The organism is Dehalococcoidia bacterium, assembly GCA_025054935.1.
Lineage (GTDB): Bacteria > Chloroflexota > Dehalococcoidia > SpSt-223 > SpSt-223 > JANWZD01.
The window spans coordinates 88,493-106,801 of the sequence record JANWZD010000007.1; the positions used below are offsets into that span (position 1 = coordinate 88,493).

The 18,309-nt window shown below is 66.2% G+C and carries 18 protein-coding genes; 11 read left to right on the forward strand and 7 right to left on the reverse strand.

Features of this window, described 5'->3' with window-relative positions; genetic code table 11:
* Window positions 1-30: 30 nt before the first annotated feature.
* Window positions 31-483, reverse strand: a complete 453-nt coding sequence (locus NZ773_09335) for a hypothetical protein (protein MCS6802124.1) — start codon at window positions 481-483, stop codon at window positions 31-33.
* 114 nt (window positions 484-597) lie between these two features.
* Between NZ773_09335 and NZ773_09340 the strand changes: the two genes are divergently transcribed.
* From NZ773_09340 to NZ773_09370, 7 genes are all read left to right on the forward strand, one after another.
* On the forward strand, window positions 598-1,917 hold the full coding sequence (locus tag NZ773_09340) for an amidohydrolase (protein ID MCS6802125.1): 1,320 nt from the start codon (window positions 598-600) through the stop codon (window positions 1,915-1,917).
* A gap of 35 nt (window positions 1,918-1,952) precedes the next feature.
* Complete coding sequence (locus tag NZ773_09345; GenBank protein MCS6802126.1) at window positions 1,953-2,399, forward strand: YbjN domain-containing protein; 447 nt, start codon at window positions 1,953-1,955, stop codon at window positions 2,397-2,399.
* Between the two features lie 179 nt (window positions 2,400-2,578).
* A complete protein-coding gene (locus tag NZ773_09350) occupies window positions 2,579-2,950 on the forward strand; it encodes a hypothetical protein (GenBank protein MCS6802127.1) in 372 nt (123 codons plus the stop codon).
* A 169-nt stretch (window positions 2,951-3,119) separates the two neighbouring features.
* Window positions 3,120-4,514: an AAA family ATPase gene (locus NZ773_09355; protein ID MCS6802128.1), complete on the forward strand. Its 1,395-nt coding sequence runs from the start codon at window positions 3,120-3,122 to the stop codon at window positions 4,512-4,514.
* 3 nt (window positions 4,515-4,517) lie between these two features.
* A complete protein-coding gene (locus tag NZ773_09360) occupies window positions 4,518-6,752 on the forward strand; it encodes a VWA domain-containing protein (GenBank protein ID MCS6802129.1) in 2,235 nt (744 codons plus the stop codon).
* 96 nt (window positions 6,753-6,848) lie between these two features.
* Window positions 6,849-7,247 carry a RidA family protein gene (locus NZ773_09365; protein ID MCS6802130.1) on the forward strand — a complete coding sequence of 133 codons (399 nt, stop codon included), beginning with the start codon at window positions 6,849-6,851 and terminating at the stop codon, window positions 7,245-7,247.
* Complete coding sequence (locus tag NZ773_09370; protein ID MCS6802131.1) at window positions 7,244-7,726, forward strand: MaoC family dehydratase; 483 nt, start codon at window positions 7,244-7,246, stop codon at window positions 7,724-7,726. The genes NZ773_09365 and NZ773_09370 overlap by 4 nt, the downstream gene beginning before the upstream one ends.
* A 171-nt stretch (window positions 7,727-7,897) precedes the next feature.
* Here the strand turns inward: NZ773_09370 and NZ773_09375 are convergent, their stop codons facing one another.
* Window positions 7,898-8,434 (reverse strand): hypothetical protein, encoded by a 537-nt coding sequence (locus NZ773_09375; GenBank protein MCS6802132.1) that lies wholly within the window; start codon window positions 8,432-8,434, stop codon window positions 7,898-7,900.
* 62 nt (window positions 8,435-8,496) lie between these two features.
* Here NZ773_09375 and clpS point away from each other — a divergent pair, with 62 nt between their 5' ends.
* Window positions 8,497-8,793: an ATP-dependent Clp protease adapter ClpS gene (clpS, locus tag NZ773_09380; protein ID MCS6802133.1), complete on the forward strand. Its 297-nt coding sequence runs from the start codon at window positions 8,497-8,499 to the stop codon at window positions 8,791-8,793.
* A 5-nt stretch (window positions 8,794-8,798) separates the two neighbouring features.
* The gene (locus NZ773_09385; protein ID MCS6802134.1) at window positions 8,799-9,503 is read left to right on the forward strand and encodes an SCO1664 family protein; all 705 of its coding nucleotides are present in this window, start codon (window positions 8,799-8,801) and stop codon (window positions 9,501-9,503) included.
* Here the strand turns inward: NZ773_09385 and NZ773_09390 are convergent, their stop codons facing one another.
* From NZ773_09390 to NZ773_09400, 3 genes are all read right to left on the reverse strand, one after another.
* Window positions 9,504-10,673: a hypothetical protein gene (locus NZ773_09390; GenBank protein MCS6802135.1), complete on the reverse strand. Its 1,170-nt coding sequence runs from the start codon at window positions 10,671-10,673 to the stop codon at window positions 9,504-9,506.
* A 126-nt stretch (window positions 10,674-10,799) separates the two neighbouring features.
* Complete coding sequence (locus tag NZ773_09395; GenBank protein ID MCS6802136.1) at window positions 10,800-11,027, reverse strand: hypothetical protein; 228 nt, start codon at window positions 11,025-11,027, stop codon at window positions 10,800-10,802.
* A 99-nt stretch (window positions 11,028-11,126) separates the two neighbouring features.
* Window positions 11,127-12,050, reverse strand: a complete 924-nt coding sequence (locus NZ773_09400; protein ID MCS6802137.1) for a cobalamin-binding protein — start codon at window positions 12,048-12,050, stop codon at window positions 11,127-11,129.
* 88 nt (window positions 12,051-12,138) lie between these two features.
* Between NZ773_09400 and NZ773_09405 the strand changes: the two genes are divergently transcribed.
* Together NZ773_09405 and NZ773_09410 are read left to right on the forward strand one after the other, a co-directional pair.
* Window positions 12,139-13,023, forward strand: a complete 885-nt coding sequence (locus tag NZ773_09405; protein MCS6802138.1) for a VOC family protein — start codon at window positions 12,139-12,141, stop codon at window positions 13,021-13,023.
* An 11-nt stretch (window positions 13,024-13,034) separates the two neighbouring features.
* Complete coding sequence (locus NZ773_09410) at window positions 13,035-14,261, forward strand: MFS transporter (protein ID MCS6802139.1); 1,227 nt, start codon at window positions 13,035-13,037, stop codon at window positions 14,259-14,261.
* Window positions 14,262-14,441: 180 nt separating this feature from the next.
* On the opposite strand, the gene NZ773_09415 is transcribed toward NZ773_09410, so the two are convergent.
* A complete protein-coding gene (locus tag NZ773_09415; GenBank protein ID MCS6802140.1) occupies window positions 14,442-15,677 on the reverse strand; it encodes an MFS transporter in 1,236 nt (411 codons plus the stop codon).
* Entirely contained in the window at window positions 15,674-18,304 is a 2,631-nt protein-coding gene (locus tag NZ773_09420; protein MCS6802141.1) for a glycosyltransferase family 39 protein, read from the reverse strand. The genes NZ773_09415 and NZ773_09420 overlap by 4 nt, the downstream gene beginning before the upstream one ends.
* Window positions 18,305-18,309: the final 5 nt, after the last annotated feature.

Genomic DNA, 18,309 nt, shown 5'->3' on the forward strand with positions numbered 1-18,309 from the left:
CGCGCAGCGCAGGGAGCAGAAAAGCGCTCGCTATTGCTGAGAGCGGCCGGGACGCGCGGAGACCTTCCTGCGCTGGGCAGGCGCATCGGCCTGCGCTGCCGGCTGCCGGCGGCGCAGGCGCCGCTGAGCGGGGTCTGAGGGTGACCCCACGTGTGCTGGCGCGCGAAGAGGACGCAGCCGCTGCAGCACCCGACCATCCGGAGCGAGCAGCGCAATCTCCGCCTCGTCCGAGGAGCGCCGCTCCGGCTGCCACGGAGGGAGGGCTTCCTCGTGCTCGACGCCGATCAAGAGATAGCCAGGCTGAATGCGCTTGTCACCCCGGAGGGTGATCCGACTGAATGGCTCCAGCTCGCTCGCGGCGACAAGACAGACATTGGGGGCAACACCGAACCGCTCCAGATAGCGCGCCGCCGCCGCGTCGATCCGGTCGGCGAGCGGCACCATGCGGTTAGGCTCGTACCACAGCAGTCCCATCTCTACCATTTGGCGCTCCTAAGAACATTTGTTCGAATTCTAGCGAAGCGAGGCCGGCCCCGCAAGCGCTCTCCGTTCTGATATGCTGGTTGCCCGCGATCACTCCCTAGGGAGGAGCCGTCCGTGGACCGGGAAGCGCTGAAAACTCGCGTGCTCGAGGCGATCGACCGCGAAGGAGAACGGGCGATCGCTCTCACCAAGGCGATTGGACGCGAGGCAGAGCTCGGCTATAAGGAGGAGCGGACTGCCGCCAAAGTGCGCCGCGCGTTTGAGGCGCTGCAGCTTCCCTACCGGGCTGGTCTCGCCCTCACGGGGGTCAAGGCGGTCCTGCGCGGCGCGCGGCCCGGACCGACGGTCGCCATTCTCGGCGAACTGGACGGTCTGCCCATTCGCGAGCATCCGGATTGGAACCCGGAGACGGGCGCCGTTCATGCGTGCGGGCACAATGCGCAGATCGGCTCTCTCATCGCTGCCGCCAGCGGCCTCCTCGAGGTGCGGGAGCATCTTGCCGGCAACGTCGTGTTCTTCGCAGTGCCGGCCGAGGAGGCGGTTGAAGTCGAGTGGCGCCTGAGCCAGAAAGCGGCAGGAAGGATCGAATTCCTCGGCGGCAAGGCAGAGCTGATCCGGCTTGGGGAGTTTGACGACATTGACCTCGCGATGATGGTCCACACCAGCCCGCAAGCGAGCGACGGGCTGCTTGTCACCAGCGACACGTCGAACGGCCACGTGATCAAGTTCGTCCGGTTCCTCGGCAGGAGCGCGCACGCGGCCGGTGCTCCCCACCACGGCATCAATGCCTTGCGTGCCGCCATGCTCGCCCTGATGGCGATCGACGCCCAGCGCGAGACGTTCAAGGACGCCGACACCGTCCGGATCCATCCCATCCTGACGAAAGGGGGCGATGTCGTCAACGCCATCCCCGCTGATGTGCGCTTGGAGAGCTTCGTCCGCGGCAAGACTGTCGACGCAATCGACGATGCCAACCGCAAGTTCGATCGCGCGATGCGCGCCGGCGCGCTTGCGCTCGGCGCGGCGGTGGAGATCACCACCCTGCCGGGGTACCTCCCGCTCCACCAGAACCAAGCGATGCTCGACCTGTTCCGCCACAACGCCGCGCGGATTGTCGGGGCCGCACAGGTTGGGCGCAAAGGCCATATCGCCGCCGGCACCGACATGGGCGATGTCTCTCAGATCATGCCCGCCATCCACCCGTCGGCCGCGGGCGCCGCGGGCACCGGCCATGGCGCCGACTACCGCATCGAAAACTACGAGCACGCGGTGCTCAACCCGGGGAAGGCGCTGGCGCTCACCGCGCTCGACCTCCTCCTCGACGATGCCGCCAAAGCGCGCGAGATCCTCGCCCGCGACCGCCCGCGGATGTCGAAAGAGGAGTATCTCGCCTTCCTCCGCCAGATGGACCGCATTCAGCTGTTCCGCGAATAATCGGTCGAACCGCGCTGCTCTGGGAGGCTCGCTCCGTGGCGAGTGTGGAAACCTTCTCGCCCGCAATGCTGGAAACATATTTTCGCTCGCGCCGCCTTGCCTATCAGCGCGACGCAGACGGGGATTACCGCGTTGCGTTCGCCTACGACGAGGAGCTCGGCTGTGCCCTTGACTGCTGGTTCCTGATCGGCGGACGCGACCGGCAGATCCTCGCCTTCCGCGCCGTCGGGCTGCGGCCCATTCCCCGTTCCGAGTTCAGCCGCGTGATAGAACTCTGCAACGAGTGGAACCGGGACCGCCGCTGGCCGAAGGCGTATCTCTACGCGCGCGCCCCCGATGACCCTGAGGGAGCAATCTACCTCGAAGAGAATATCGACCTCGCTCCCGGCATCCATCAGGACCTGCTCGACGACTGGCTCGACACCATGCGGTCGGCGGCGGTGGAGTTCTGGATCTGGGCGCACCGGGAGAAAGGCCTCTAGGAAGAGCGGCGGCAAGAGCGGCGCTTTCGGCTCTCGCGCCTCAGGCGAGGAAGCGGATTGTCCGAAAGAATCGCTCCCTCGGTTATTAACCCCTTGGAATCGGCATGTTCTCTCGAGTAGGCTCCCGGTGGCATCCCCTCGCAGCTCAGGAAGGCACCGTGTCGGCGCGGAGCAGTGCTATGCCGAACCAATCCTCGCATCTCGCGCCTCCTCGAGCGCTCACTGTAGTCGCAACCGTCACTCCCGCATTCCTCGCCGATTTCGAGAGCGCGCTTGCCCCGTTCTCGCCCCCGACTTGGCGCGTGAACTACGTGGTCCGCAATCTCGGGCCAGCGGAGTGTCCCACCTTCGATGTTGTCCTCCTCGTCGATGGGGCTCCGCTCGAGCGCCACCGCTATCCGTCGGGACTGGACGCCGGCCGCGCGCTTGCGAGCTATTTCCGCCTTCCGGCTCGGCTGCTCGACGAGGGGCGCGCGACGATCGCCGTTCGGGTCGAGAGCCCGAGCGGGGTCCCATGCTGTCAAGCGGCTGCCACCTCGCCGCCGAGCTGAGGCCTGCTCTCTCGGTTGTATGACATGTCGAATACTGGCCCGACGGCGGTGATATAATCGTCGGGATGACGTTTACCGACAGCAGGCACCTTGGTCCCGCGCACCGGACACGTTCGTCCACTCAGCGCCACCTTGCCGCTCGTCGCGCTTCCACATGCAGGGGGAATGGATGACTCGACCCACCACGCTCGGCCAGCTCCGCGCGAGCGGGTATCAACCTCGTTCGGTCAAGGAGGAGATGAGGAACAACCTCATCGCCAAGCTTCGGGCTGGAGAAACGCTCTTCCCCGGGATCTACGGCTACGAGGAAACGGTCATCCCGCAGATCGAGAGCGCGATCCTCTCCGGCCATGACATTGTGCTGCTTGGAGAGCGTGGCCAAGCGAAAACGCGCATCGCGCGCAGCCTCGTTCAGCTCCTCGATGAAGAGATCCCGGCCATTGCCGACACCGAACTGCACGAGGACCCCTTCAACCCGATCACCGCGCAGGGGCGTCGGATTGTCGAGGAGATGGGGGACGACACCCCTATCGTCTGGATCCCGCGGGATCGCCGCTACGGCGAGAAGCTCGCAACGCCCGACACCACCATCGCCGACCTGATCGGCGAGGTCGACCCGATCAAGGTCGCGGAGGGCCGCTACCTCTCCGACGAATACGTGATCCATTACGGGCTGATCCCGCGCACAAATCGCGGCATCTTCTGCATCAACGAGCTGCCCGACCTCGCCGAGCGGATCCAGGTCGGCCTGCTGAACATCATGGAAGAGCGCGATGTCCAAATTCGGGGCTACAAAATCCGCCTTCCGCTCGATCTGTTCGTGGTCGCCAGTGCCAACCCCGAAGACTATACCAACCGCGGCCGGATCATCACGCCGCTCAAAGATCGCTTCGGCTCCCAGATCCGCACTCACTATCCGCGAACGCTCGAGCACGAGATCGACATCATGGAAGCGGAACGCCAAACCTTCCCCTCCGAGGGATACGAGCTTGTCGTTCCGCGCTACATGAAGGAGATCATCGCCGAGTTCACGCACCTCGCGCGTAAGAGCCCCGACATCAGCCAGCGCTCCGGCGTCTCGGCGCGGGTATCGATTTCGAACTACGAGAACCTCCTGTCGAGCGCGTTTCGCCGCTCGGTACGGCTCGGGGAACGCCAAGTGACGCCCCGGATCAGCGACCTGCCGGCAATCCTCGCCTCAACCACCGGGAAGATCGAGCTCGAGTCGTCCGGTGACCAGCGAGAAGAGAAGGTCGTCGACAAGCTGATCCAAGGCGCGATCCTTAATGTCTGGAAGCGCTACTTCTTGCTCCAGGAGTTCGACGACGTCATCCAGCGCTTCGAAAATGGCCTGACAGTCGAGGTGAGCGACTCCGCCCCCTCGATGTCGTACGTTCAGCAGCTGAGCGATGTCCAGAGCCTCAAGAGCGCCGTCGCCAAACTCGGCGCCACCGGCTCGCCAGCGAGCATTGCCGCTGCAGTTGAGTTCATCCTCGAAGGTCTCCACCTTAACCGCAAGCTGAATAAGGACCGCGTTGCGGGCGCGCTCCGGTACCGGAGGTAAGCCATGCCCTACACCTTCAAGTATTCGCGCTGGGATGGAACGCAGCGGGTCGCGCCGTTCGATGCCGAGGACCTGCTCGAAGCGATGGCCGACGACCTGATGGCGGATGGCGACCTGAAGCGGGCGCTTCGGAAGCTGATGCACTGGGGCGGCGAGAACCGGTTCGGCGAAAAGATCATGGGGCTCCAAGACCTGATCGAACGGCTGCGCCAGCGCCGCCGCCGTGAACTCGACCGCTACGACCTCGGCTCGGTCGTCGACGAAATTCGCGAGCGCTTGGAGCGCATCAAGCAGCTTGAGCGCGAAGGAATCCAGCGCAAGCTCGACGAAGCGCGGGGCATCTCCCAGCGCGGTGACGCGCCCTCACCCGACAGGAGCGAGGAGCCGACGGCAGCCGACGACCTCGAGGCACTCCAAGGGTTGGAAGGGATGTCGGGCGAGCGCGCCGACGAGGGCGAAGACGGCACCCGCGCCGCCGCCGGCGGAGAGGAGAGCGGCGGCAGCCGCCAGCGCGGCAATCGATCGGCAGGCGGCCAGCACGGCAGCCAAGGCGGCCAGCCCGGCGCGCCGAGCGGCAGTCCCGATGCCTTCCGGGAGATGCTCGAGCGGCTGGCGCAGCGCAAGCTCGAGTATCTCGACCAGCTGCCCAGCGACCTCGGCGGTCAGATCAAAGCGCTCTCCGAATACGAGTTCATGGACCCGACCGCGCGCCAGCAGTTCCAAGAGCTGCTCGAAATGCTGCAGAAGCACATGCTGAACAACATGTTCCGCGGCATGCAGCAGGCACTTCAGAGCATGACGCCCCAGCAGCGCCAAGGGCTGCGCGACATGCTGCGCGATCTCAACCAGATGCTGCGCGACGCGGCGATGGGGCAGCGCCCGAACTTTGAGCAGTTCATGCAGCGCCACGGCCACTTCTTCCCGCCCGGGATCTCCAGCCTCGAAGAGCTGCTGGAGCATCTCGCCCGGTCGATGGCGCAGATGCAGTCGCTTCTCAACAGCATGTCGCCTGAGCAGCGAGAGCAGCTGCAGAGCGCTATGGAAGGGCTGCTCAGCGACCCCGAACTGCGCGAGCAGCTCACCGAGCTCTCGCTGATGCTCCAGCAGCTGATGCCTGGCCAGTTTCTGCCCCAGCGCTATCCCTTCCGGGGCGACGACTCGCTCACCTTTGAGCAAGCGATGCGCCTGATGGAGCAGCTGCAGGAGATGGACGAACTGGAGCGCGACCTCAAGTCCGTCCGTGACTACCAAGACCTCGAGGCGATTGACCCGGACCGGGTGCGCGAACTGCTCGGCGAGGAAGAAGCCACCGGCCTCGAGGACCTGCGGTCGCTCGCCCAGACCCTAGAAGAGGCGGGGCTGGTTGAGCGCCAAGACGGCAAACTGCAGCTCACTCCCCGCGCGATCCGCAAGATCGGCGACAAAGCGCTGCGCGACATCTTCAGCAACCTGAAGCGCAACGGCTTCGGGAACCATCAGGTGCGCGAGCAGCGGGGCGTCGGCGGCGAGCGGCTGGACGAGACCAAGCCGTATGAATTCGGCGACCCGATGCAGATTGACATCGGCCGCACCGTCATGAACAGCGTCATCCGCTCTGGCAGAGGGACGCCGCTTCGTCTTCATCCCGAGGATTTCGAGGTCTACCGCAACGAACTCGCCACTCAGTCGGCGACGGTGCTGCTCCTCGACATGAGCCGCTCGATGCTGCTGCGCGGCTGCTTCCTCGCCGCTAAGAAAGTGGCGATGGCGCTCGAGAGCCTGATCAAAACCCAATACCCCAAGGACCAGCTGCTCGTTGTCGGCTTCTCCTACATCGCCCGTGAACTGAAGGCCGACACCCTCACCTCCCTCTCTTGGGAGGAGTACGAGTACGGCACAAACCTCCAGCACGGCCTCCAGCTCGCCCGCGAGTGGCTTGCAAAGTCACGCTCGGTCAACAAGGAGATCATTGTCATCACCGACGGCGAGCCGACAGCGCACTTCGAGGGTCCCCGCGTCTCCTTCGCCTATCCGCCGACCTTCCGCACCATTCAAGAGACACTGAAAGAAGTGCGCCGCTGCACGAAGGAGCGGATCGTCATCAACACCTTCATGCTCGAAACAGGCGAATATTTGATGAGCTTTGTCGAGCAGATGACGAAGATCAACCGCGGTCGCGCCTTCTACGCCACGCCCGATAAGCTCGGCGAGTACGTCCTCGTCGACTACGTCACCAACAAGAGCAAGCGCATCCGCTAGCGCCGCCGCGGGAGAGGGAGACGCCAGCGACTGTTGACGCTCCCCCTTCTTTTCCGCGACCCTTCCGCTCGGCGAATTTCGGGAGGGCAAGACGGCATGAGCGAAAAGGAGATCATCAATCCCGGCTGGGAGCATTTCCGAAAGCTAACCTTCTCCCCCGCCGTCCGGCGCGGCAACTTGCTCTTCATCTCCGGCACCACCGCCACCGACGACGAAGGCAATCTCGTCGGCGAAGGCGATATCGTCGCTCAGACGCGCCAGATTTTCCTCCGCATCGGCAAAATTCTCGAAGCCGCTGGCGCAACCTACGATGACATTGTCATGACGACAGACTACATCACGACGACCGAAGGGTATCGTGCTACCGCCGACGTTCGCCGAGAGTTCTTCAAGAACGGTTTCCCCGCCTCGACCGGCGTCATCGTCGCCGGGCTCCTCCGCAAAGGCGCCTTGATCGAGATCGACGCCGTCGCTGTTCTGCCGGACTCAAAGTGACCGACGAAAAGTATTTCGAAGACTTTCGGATCGGCGATCGTTTTCGGGTGCCGTCGAAAACCATCAATGAAGCGCACTTTCTGCTCTTCTCGGCGATCACCGGCGACACCCATCCCATCCATTACGACGTCGAATATGCCAAGACCACCCGCTTCGGTCGTCCGGTCGCTCACGGCTACCTTGTCACCGTGCTCACCGCAATGGGCGCGAGCAACCTGAACTGGGCGATCGAGCAGACCATTGTCGCCTTCGTTGAGCAGTCCTCCCGCTTCCTCAAGCCTGTCTTCGTCGGCGACACCCTCACGCCGCAGGGCGAAGTGATCGAATTGATCCCGGGGCGCCGGCAAGGGACAGTGAAGTTTCGAACGTGGGTCACCAACCAGCACGGCGATATCGTCCTCGAAGGGACGCAAACGTATCTCATCAAGCGGCGGCAGCCGCTGGATAGTGCCGCTGACGGGTCGGCGTCGCCCGCGTAGTCCGCGGGCGAGCTGTCAGCTTACCGCGGCTCCGCCCTGACCGTCCTCACCGCTCGACCCCATTCCGCGGGCTGCCGCTCACGCACCGCTTCTCCGGCAAGGCGACTGCCGAGCGGGCGCGATGCAGGCAGCCTTCTCCAAACTAGGGCGCAGAACGCCGGGAAAGCGCCGTCAGCGGCCGGTGAGCCGCCGCCAGAGCGACTTCCCGGCGCCTTTGGCGGCAGGTTCATCGTCCATCAGATGCGCCGGCGCTTCCAGCTCCCAATCGTCAGGACGGCGCGGCGGGGTGTTCTCAGGAGAAGGGGGCGGGCTGGACGCGTGCGGCGCGGCCGCAGCCGGCGCTTCCTGGCCGCGCAGCTGCGCCACCATTCGCCGCAGCGCTTCCAATTCCACTTCCCAGCCGCTGCGGGCCAGTTCCATCCGCTCATTATCGAGGGCAAGCAGGTACGCCTTATGCTTCATCCCGATGTAGGCGCCCTCGAGACGGTTCAGCTGCTTGACGAGCGACTCCTCATCGGTCTCTGCCTCGCCTTGCCGACGAAGCTCCGCGAGGCCGGTGAAGAGCGCGAGCCGCACTCCCTCTTCTTCCGTCAACCCCCGCTCGGCGAAGAGGTCGAGCATGGCGCGGTAGTCCTCTTCAAGGATATCGATCGCAATGCGACGCGCCGGCTGGCCGAGGAGGCTGGCTCGAATCTCGGGTATCTGCACGGGGTCCCTCCTCCGGCATCAGAACTTGCCCTCGTTCAAGAGGTTTTCAATAATCGTACTCGATGCCGGCACACGCATTGATCACCGAAACCGCTCCAGCAACGAGGCACTGGAGCGAAGTGCTCCCGCCCTACCGGGTCATCCTTCATAACGACGACGTCAATTCGATGGACTACGTCGTCGCCGTGCTGCTCCGCGCTATCCCTGGCCTCTCTCCTGAGCAGGCAGTGGCCATTATGCTCGAGGCGCACCATACCGGCCGCGCCACCGTCATCATCTGCCCCTTGGAGCAAGCGGAGCTGTATCGCGACCGGCTCGAGAGCGCGGGGCTCACCAGCACGATCGAGCCCGCCACGTAAGCGCGATGGTCCCCGAGAGCGCCCTTCGCATCCTGCGCGACGCCGAACTGGCCAATCGGCAGCCCGTCCTGTGGGGGTCGAACGGCGTGTGGCTTGTTGAGCTGCTCCATGAGGGAGTAGCAGCAGGACGCGCGATCTACAAGCCGCGCGCCGGCGAGGCGCCGCTGTGGGATTTTCCCGATGGCACTCTCTACCGCCGCGAGTACGCCGCCTACCTGACCTCTCGAGCGCTTGGCTGGGCGTTCGTCCCCCCGACGGTCATCCGCGACGGGCCGCTCGGTGTCGGCTCGGTCCAATGGTATATCGAGCATGAAAGCGGGCTGACCGCTCTCCGGGACTGCCTTCTCGACCAACTCCGGCTCATCGCGCTCTTCGACTACCTGACCAACAACGCCGACCGGAAGGCGGCGCACTGTCTTCTCGACCGCAACGGCCGCGTCTGGGCGATCGATCACGGCCTAACGTTCCACTGCGAGCCGAAGCAGCGCACGGTTCTTTCTCAGTTCTTTGGGAAGCCGGTCCCGGCCGAAGAACTCGCGCGGTTACGGCGATGGCGGAACGACACGGCGGCAGTCACGCGGTTGCGCCGTGCCCTCGGCGACCTTCTCGCCCCCGCAGAGGTGGACGACTTCTTCAAGCGGCTCGACCGCGTGCTCGAGCGCGGGGTCATCCCGGAAGGCCGCGGCAGAAGCGCGTGGTATTGGTGGTAATCAGGGCGCGCGCTGCGGATTTTCGAGCGCGCCCGCGCTCAGCCATTCCGCAAGGTTCAGCAGCCGCGTCGCCACGAAGGCGGTTTCGCCGGGGCGCCGCTCCTTGCGCTCAAACGGCTGCACCTTCCCCTCGAACAGATCCGCGATCCAGAGCTCCAGCCGGTCGCCAGCGGCGCGCACGAGCAGCGGGTCATACGCGCCGAGCGCCACCTCGGTGAGGCTTGCCTTTCCGGTCGCCCAGTCATCAAGCAGCGTCAGCATCCGCCCCGTCGGCACAAAGCCCGGACAGCGGCGCGGCCGGAAGTGACTGAGCACTCGCCCGATAAGCGCAAAGCCGTCGGCCGGCCCATCGAGAGGCACCGGCGGCATCGCGCCGTCCGGACCAGCGAGAAAGGAGGCCCGCACCTCTTCATCGGCTAGCTGATCGCCCAGCGCAACCATCAGGTCATACCACGGTTCGCCGCCGGCGCCCCATGCAATCTCCGGATTGTCCCGAAAGTAGGTGCAGGTCGGCTCGAAGAAGCCCACTTCGTCATGGAAGCAGCGAACGCAGAACCGGTCCACGAGCCGCCGCGGATCAAGCAGAGGGGGAGCAGAGAGAAAGCGAACCAGCCACTCCCCCACCCAGCTGAGCACCCGCGGCGGCTTCGGCCGGGCGGCGCCGCTTGCTAACGAATCGCCAAGGCTGAGCAATGCCCCAACCGTAAGCGCAAGACGCGAGGCAAGCAGCCGGTAGAGGCCGGCAGGATGGGTGAACTGCTCCAAGGAGTACAGTTCGGCTGCGACATAGACCTCTTGCCCCTCGACTCGCCGCCGAAAACGAGGCCGAGGGTCGAGGCCGATCGCCGCACACCACCGATCGAGGAGCCGCCGGACGCGCGGCGGGTCGAGCGCGGTCCAGCTGATCTCGAGCGCCACCTCTTCGCGGACAGCGCCGGGCAGCACGCGGACTGCCCACGCCGGCTCGGCGACCGTCTCCGTCACCCCCCGCTCTTCGAGAAAAACATTCAGTCCCCATGCGCCGAGCAGCTGGTGAGCCGAGTGGATCGGCGGACTGTCGCGATGGCAGCGCGGGCACGCCCCGTTCTCCTCCCCCGCGCGCGACCAACGCCCGCAGTAGAGGCAGAGATGGTCGTGGATCTCCCCTTCTGGACCTGGTGAGGCGAGCATTACCGGATTGTACTTCCTCTCCGAGGAAGAAGATGCGCTCGTCTGCGCGCGGAAACAGAAAGCGGGCCGACCGCCAGCGGAACTGTTGCGCTGGGCGCCGCCCGCTCTCAGAACAGCGCCGGTCAGTTACGCGGCAAGCCGCGCTAGGTCGCGATCCAGCGCGCGCTCGATCGCGTCAAGGAGTGCCAACGTCTTGGCGCGGCGCTCTTTCCAATCGATCTCAACCGGCTTCACGCCAGCCTGAACAAGCGCCTCGCGGATCACATTCCGCGCCTCGGCCTTGCCAAGTTGATCGACTAGATCGAGATACCGCTGCGCCCGTCCCTCAGGACGCTCCATGGTTGCATCAGCCATGAGACGTTCTCCCTGAACCAGTCGAGAGGTTTACCAAATCCTATCGATTTCTTCACTGCAGCTCTGTTAGTGGCTCGATGGACTTCTGTTAGCGCTGTGTTAGAACGTCAATCGACAGTAACTTCCGGCAGGCGCCAGGCCGGCGAAGGCCTCGGGATGCAAGATTTCAGCGACAAGCTCCAGGCTGTCCACGATCCGCGGTCCCGGACGGCTGAGATACGAGTTCCCGTCGACGACGTAGACACGACCCGCGCGCACTGCCGGCACCGCTTCCCAGCCGGCAGGCCAGCGCACCCGCCGCGCTTCGGTCATTGACCGCGCGAGATCAAAGCCGCACTGCGCAATGATGATCACCTCAGGCGCGAACGCAAGGACCTCCTGCCAGTCCACCACCGTCGCATCCTGCCCTGGCCGGCCGACGTGATCGTCCCCGCCTGCGAGATGGACGATTTCCGGCGTCCAATGACCAGCCCGATAGGGCGGGTCGAGCCATTCCAGCACGACAGTCCGCGGGCGGACGCGCAGGCCCGCGGCGATCGTCGCGACGCGGCCAATCCGACGGTATGCCTCGTCGACCAGCGCGCACGCGCGCTCTTCGGTTCCCGTGACGCGCCCCACCAGCAGGATGTTGTCGAGCACATCGTGCAGATGGTGCGGATTGAGCGACACTATCTGGGGATCGCCGAAGGACGGGGCGGCAACGCAGACGCGATCGAAGGAGACCGCACAGACATCGCAGACCTGCTGCGTCAAGATCAGGTCGGGACGGAGTGTTTCGAGCAAGGCGCGGTCGAGGTCGTAGAGGGTCCCCTCGTTCTGCAGCGCGTCGCGCACGGCGATATCGATCTCAAGCGCGGTGAGCGACTCGTGCTTCACCAGACTGTACGTTGCGCGCGGTTTGGTGGCGGCCGCTTCGGGGTAGTCGCACTCGTGCGTGACTGCCACGAGACGATCGCCAAGACCAAGGGCATAGACAATCTCAGTCGCGCTCGGCAGTAACGAGACAATTCGCTGGGGGACCATCCTCGTGCCTCCTTTTTTCAGCCTACCCGAGATGCGGGATAGCGCGCGAATCGTGCCACGGTGTAGGATGGCACGCTGAGGAAGGACGATGCGGCACGACGTTTTCGGGCTCGGCTGGTTCGTGCGCCGGTCGCCGGAGCCGGCCGTGCTGCGGCACTTCTACGGCGAGATCATCGGCCTGCCGACGCTCCGCGAAGGCGAGGTCAGCGCCTATTGGGCAGGCGAGACGATGGCGCTCGAAATCGCCCCCGGCGGCCGGATTGCGCCGACGTACCGTGACCGTGCCGAGGCACCGTGCGTTCCGGTCTTCCGCGTCGTCTCGATGAACCGGATTGTGGAACGACTGAAGAGCGCGGGCGTCACGTTCCTGAACGAGCCGTTCGAGCGTCCGCACTCTGTTTTCGCCTACTTTCTTGACCCGGCTGGGAACGTCACGGGCTTGGCCGAACGGCGGCGGACCAGCCCGCGGCCCGAAGATATCGAGGCATGGCGCCGATGGGATAGCGGCCGGCTGACCATCCCGGGGGTCGGTGCTCTCCCGCCTCATCTGCTGCCGCTCGGCTGGGTGGTGCTCCGCTGCGCCGATGTCGAGCGGGTGGCGCAGTTTTTCCGCGACGTCGTCGGCCTCGAGGTGTCGCACCGAACGAAGGACTCCGTCGTTTTCGTCGCCGGCGAGATGACGCGGATCGAAATCGCGCCGGGCGGGACCCCTCAGCCCCTGCCGGCCAGCCACGCCGATGTCACCGACACCTTTGTGCTGCGCGTCGCCGATGCCGATCGCTGCGCCGCCGAATTCCGCAGCGCCGGAGCGCAGGTCGTTACTCCGCCGTTCGATGTTCCGCACGGCCGGGTCGCCTACTTTGCTGACCCGGAAGGACACCTCTTTGGGATCCAGAGCCGGCTCCCCTCTTCTCCGCGGCCAGAAGATCGCGAGGCGCTCGCGCGCTTGGAACGACTGCGACGGAGCGGCTGACCCACCTTCGGATCCTTCGCCCTCTCCGGCAGCGTGACTTCGCGCTGCTCGCCTTCGCGTGGACAGTTTCCCTCCTCGGCGATGGGTTCTTTCACGTCGCGCTTGCGTGGCAGGTGTACCTTCTCGACAACGACCCGGCAGCGCTCGCGCTTGTCGGCTTTGTCCTGTCGGCCTCGATTGTCGCTTCCGCGCTTGTCGGCGGCCTAGTCGCTGACCGGAGCGATCCGCGCGCAGTGCTGATCGCGGCCGACCTCGTGCGCGGCGCGGCGACCGGCGCGATGGGGCTGCTCTCCGCCGGCGGTCTGCTCGAGGTGTGGCACATCGCCGTGCTGATGATCCCGATGGGGGTCGGCACGATGCTGTTCAACCCGGCAGCGTTCGCCATCCTGCCGCGCATCGTTCCCGCCGACGACTTGCCGCAGGCGAATGCCCTGCGCTCAACCATTCGGCCGATGATGATGACGCTGATCGGTCCTGCGCTCGGCGGGCTCATTGTTGGGAGCGCAGGACCGGCAGCTGCAATCCTGCTCGACGCTGGCACTTTTTTCATCTCCGCGGGAGCAGTGCTCTGCATGCGAAAGCTCCCCGCCGGGACGAGGGCGAGGGCGGGCGGGCGCGCCGTGCTGAACGAACTAGTCGGCGGGTTCCGCTATGCTTGGCGGGAGCGCTGGCTGTTCATCGCGCTCGCGAGCGGCACCCTGACCCTCGTCTTCTACGACGCCCCCGTCCAAGTGCTGGTGCCGTACCGGGTGAAGAACGATCTCGGCGCGGGGGCAGAAGAGCTCGGGCTCATCTACGCAGCGGGCGGCGCTGCGGCGGTTATAACGGGCATCCTCATTGCCCAGAGCGGGCTCCCGGCGCGGCTGGTTACGGCGATGTACTGGTCGTGGGCGTTCAGCATGCTCTCGCTGGCCGCCTACGGCGGGGCGAGCACCGTCTGGCACGCAGCGCTCGCCAGCGTATTCGCTCAGTCGCTTTTCACATTTGCGATGGTCGCCTGGTTCACCCTGCTCCAGCGGCGCGTCCCGCAGGAGCTGCTGGGGCGCATTTCCAGCCTTGACTGGCTTTTTTCGACAGCGCTCTCCCCCTTCTCCTACCTCTTGACCGCGCCCGCTGCTCAACTGTTCGGCGCCTCCGGAACCCTCATTGGCGCCGGCATGCTCGGTTTCGCGATGACGCTGCTGCTGTGGACGCTGCCGGCAGCGCGCACCCCAGAACGGTCTGCCGTCCGCGCGTAAAGGGTGGCGGCGGCATAGGGAAGTAGGCCGGACAGCCGCCGTAAGGCCCGACCGCGGGGTGGGCATCATGCGGCTGCGCCGGAAAACGAGCGTCGGCAGAAGGAGCACCCCTGCCGCGCCCTTCCGCCGCCCGGGGCGCTTAGAGCAGAGAGGAAGCACGGGCGCGCTCGGCGGCGCTGCTTATCGACCGTCCTCCCGAGTATGGCGGAGGGCGACGAAGGCCCAGACAGCGCCGGCACCGAGCACAGCGGCGATCAGGAGGAAGGGCGCGCCGAGCCAGAAGAGCGCGGCCACTGCCGAGCCCGCGAGCGGACCGCTCGCCAGCCCCAAGGAGCCGGCCATCTGGGCGACGCCAATCGCGCCCGCGCGCCGCTCGGGTCCGCCGATCCGCGCCGCCAGCACGTTGATCAGAGGCAGCGCGCCGCCGACGAACAGCCCCATCACCACGCGGCCGACCCCGAGTTGCCAGCTGGACGAGGCAAACGCCAGCGGCGCCGAAGCGAGCGCGGCGCCGGCGAGAGCGACGACCAGCACCGTCCGCTGGCCGATCGTGTCGCTGAGCCGGCCGGAGACAACAGCCGAGACGGTGCTCGCCGCCGCCGCAAGCCCAAAGATCACGCCGACGGTGAACGCGACCGATCCTCCTTCATGGAGCGACTCGACAAAGAGCGAGAGGACCGACTGAAGCCCGCCATTCGCGAAGTAGACCCCGAACGCGACCGCAACGACCGACAAGAGAGCGGGGGTCGTCAGCAGGATCCGAACATCTCCGAGCACTGTCTGTTCCTGACGGCGCGTCGCGACGCGTCCGCTGTGGCGGACAACCAGCAGGACGAGCAGACCGGCCGTGAGCTGACAGAGCGCCGTGACGAGAAAAGCGAGACGATAGCCGACTGCCTCGGCGAGGATGCCCCCCAGAAGCGGGCCAACACTCGCCCCACCGTAGACCGCCATCTGCATCAGTCCGAGCGTCGTCCCCAGCCGCGCCGGCGGCGAGACGGCGGCAGCCAAGGCGACAGCGGGGCCCATATTCCCGCCGACAACCCCTTGGACAATCCGGAAGGCCAGCAACCAGAGCGCGTTCGGCGCGAACGCCATCAGCGCGACCGCGAGGCCGCCAAGCAGCTGGGCGCGAACCAGCATCAGCTTCGGACCAAACTTGTCGCCTAGCGACCCCCAGAACGGCGAGGCCAGCCCGGCGAGGAGCGGCGTGATGCCGAAAATGACGCCGCTCCAGAGCGCCTGCTCTGCGGCAGTCGGCACGCCCAGCTCCCCCAAATAGAGCGGGAGGAACGGCACGAACATGCTGAACCCAAGGACTGCCACAAACTGCGAGGCAAAGACCGCAGCAAAACTGACCCGCCATCCCTCAACCGCTGGCGGCGACGACGAGGAGACCGGCGCGCGCACCCTCACGGCAGCACTCCCCAATGCACAAGGACACTCTCTCCCGTCTCGGCCGGCAGACGGGGCCCCGCGGGAGGATGGTACAGCCCGACTACGAGCGCGTACTCGCCGGCAATTCCCGCTGGGGCGACAAGCCGATGGCGGTCGATGATAATCTCGCCCGGTGCCCAGCCGCGCGTCGGGGCGGTGCCATTGGCGGGGCGGGAGTCGTGTTGTGCCACCGGCCGGCCGTCGGGGCCGACAAGGTGGACAAAGACTGCAAGATCCTCGTCAAGAGGAGCTGCCGTTTGCCAGAGCAGCTCTACCTCCATCTCGCGCCCGAGCGCACCGGACGGAAGCACCTGGCTCTCCGGGCCGAACACGGTCGCGCCAATGAGGCGGATAGCGCTGCCGAACCGAACGTTGAGCAGAGTGGCGGGTGTTGGCACATCAGCCGCCGGAGCGCGGCCGATCACATTAACCTCACCCAGCCGCGTCGTGCCGAAGGGGCCGGCAACCTCCACTGCGAGGCGGCCGCGCTCGCGGAGGATGACCTCGCGCACCTCGCGGATCGGCTCATGTAGGCGGCCCTGCGGGGGCCGAGCGCGGCTCGCCGCGCCTCCGATACGGAGGGTGACTTCCGGCATCTCCTCGCTTGCGGGAAGCCAATAGAGGCTGACCAGCACCGCCTCGCCGACATGATAGGGTCCTTCTCCGAACTCGGCGCCAAGCAGCTGGAGTCCGGGCGCAACCGTGCGGCGGAGAGGCCGACCGATGGCGAGGGAGTCTGGAGGGAGGGGCGTGCGGGCGGGCTGCACTTCGATCTCCCCGAGGTCGAGCTCCGGCGCCGGGGGAGCGCCGGGGCGGACAGCGGAGAGGAGCGCAGTGCCGTCAGAAAGCGAGAGCAGTAGCCGATAGCGTCCCGGCGGGGTCGCCGGCAGCACAAGCACTGCGCGCCGGTCGACCGTTGCGGCGCGCTCCGTCATCACGCGCGTGTCGTGGTGCGCCCACGTCACCCCGCGCGCATCCGCCAAGCGAAGATGCGCCGTCGCTGGACTGGGAGCAGCACCCCAGACCAGTTCTACCGGCACGGCTCCTTTCCCTGCTTCCACCGGCGCCGGGTCTATCGCGGCGCTGACGAGGAGACGGTCGCCGAAGCGAACGTCCCGCGCCCGAACGTCCGGCGCCTCGCCCGCTTGGGCAAAGAGGAGCCGATGATCGCCGTACCAGTCGGCTGAAATGAGAAACAACTGCTCGGAGAAAGCGCGCTCGAGCCGGCTCTCCAGCTGGCGGCCGAGGCGCTGGTAGGCAGGCAGCCAGACCCGCCGGCCGGCTGTCCATGCCGCAAGGTCGCGCTCCATCGCTGCGGGGTCCGCAGCCCACAGCTCCGCCGGCACGAGCCGCGCCTCCGGAGGCGGCCGTCGGTCGTACAAGCGGAGGTACCCCACTTGCCACGGGTAAACCGCGAGGTACAGGTCGGAGGGGTGAGCGAGCCGCTCAATAACGCGGATCATCGGGCGGGGGTCATCCGCAGGGCGCTGAGCGAGCGCGGCCCAAACTCCTGCCGACGAAGCGGCAAGGAGAAGAGCCGCTGCTGCTCCGCCGAGCACGAAGATGACCGGCCGCGCGCCGAACTGCGGGAGAACGCGCGCTGCGCCGTCTGCGGCGAGCAGCAGCCAGAGCGGAAGGACGAACAGAAAAAGGCGTTCCCAGCCTGGCGGATTGAACGGATAGCGCAGATTGACGAGATACCCGAGCGCGAGCGGAAGAACGACCGCGACCGCAAGCAGCATAGCGACGGGGCGCGCCGGCCGCGCGAGGCTCGCGAGGGCAAGAGCAGCAGCCGTGACGGCAGCGGCCGCTCCGAGCGCTCCGCCTCCAAACGCCGCCGCGCCGAAGCCTCCGAAGAAGCTGACCGGATCGAGCGGCAGATAACCCTCAACGGCCACTTTTGTCTGGACATAGGCAGCGAGCTGTGAGCCCGCAGAAGCAGCCCAGAGGGCGAACGGCGCGCCAGCCAGCAGGAGGGCGAGGAGGCGGAGGCGGCGGTGACCGAACAGGGGGAGCGTCAGCGCATGGGCGAGAAAGAGAAATCCGGCGTAATATTGAGTAAGAAGCGCCGCCGCCATCACGCCGCCGTACAGCGCAACCGACCGTCCCGTCGCAACTCGCCACCACTGCCAGGTTGCGAGGAGGGCAAGGAGGGTCACCAAGGCGTACATCCGCACTTCGAATGAGTACGCCACGTGGAGCGGCGACAGCGCGAGGGCAGCGGCAGCAAGCCAGGCGCTCCGCTGTCCCACCGCTCGGCTCCCGAAAGCGATCACTCCAGCGACGGTGAGGGTGCCGAGGGCGACCGAGTAGAACCGCACCGACAGCTCGTTCCACCCGACGAGAGCGGTCCACAGCTGAAGCGACCAGTAGTAAAAGGGAGGATGAATGTCGAGCGCGGTCAGCCGCGCCGTCTCGACGGGGGAACTGCCCGCGAAGTAGATGGTGTAGCCCTCGTCGAACCACAGCGGCCGGTCGATAGTTCCCGCGAGGCGGAGCGCAAAGGCGAGCCCCAGCAGGGCGAGCGGCACGGCGCGACAGCGCGCGAGGCAAGCCGACTGGGGAAGCGCCAGCGCGGCGGTGGAGAGAGGCGCCGGGCGAGGCATATTCC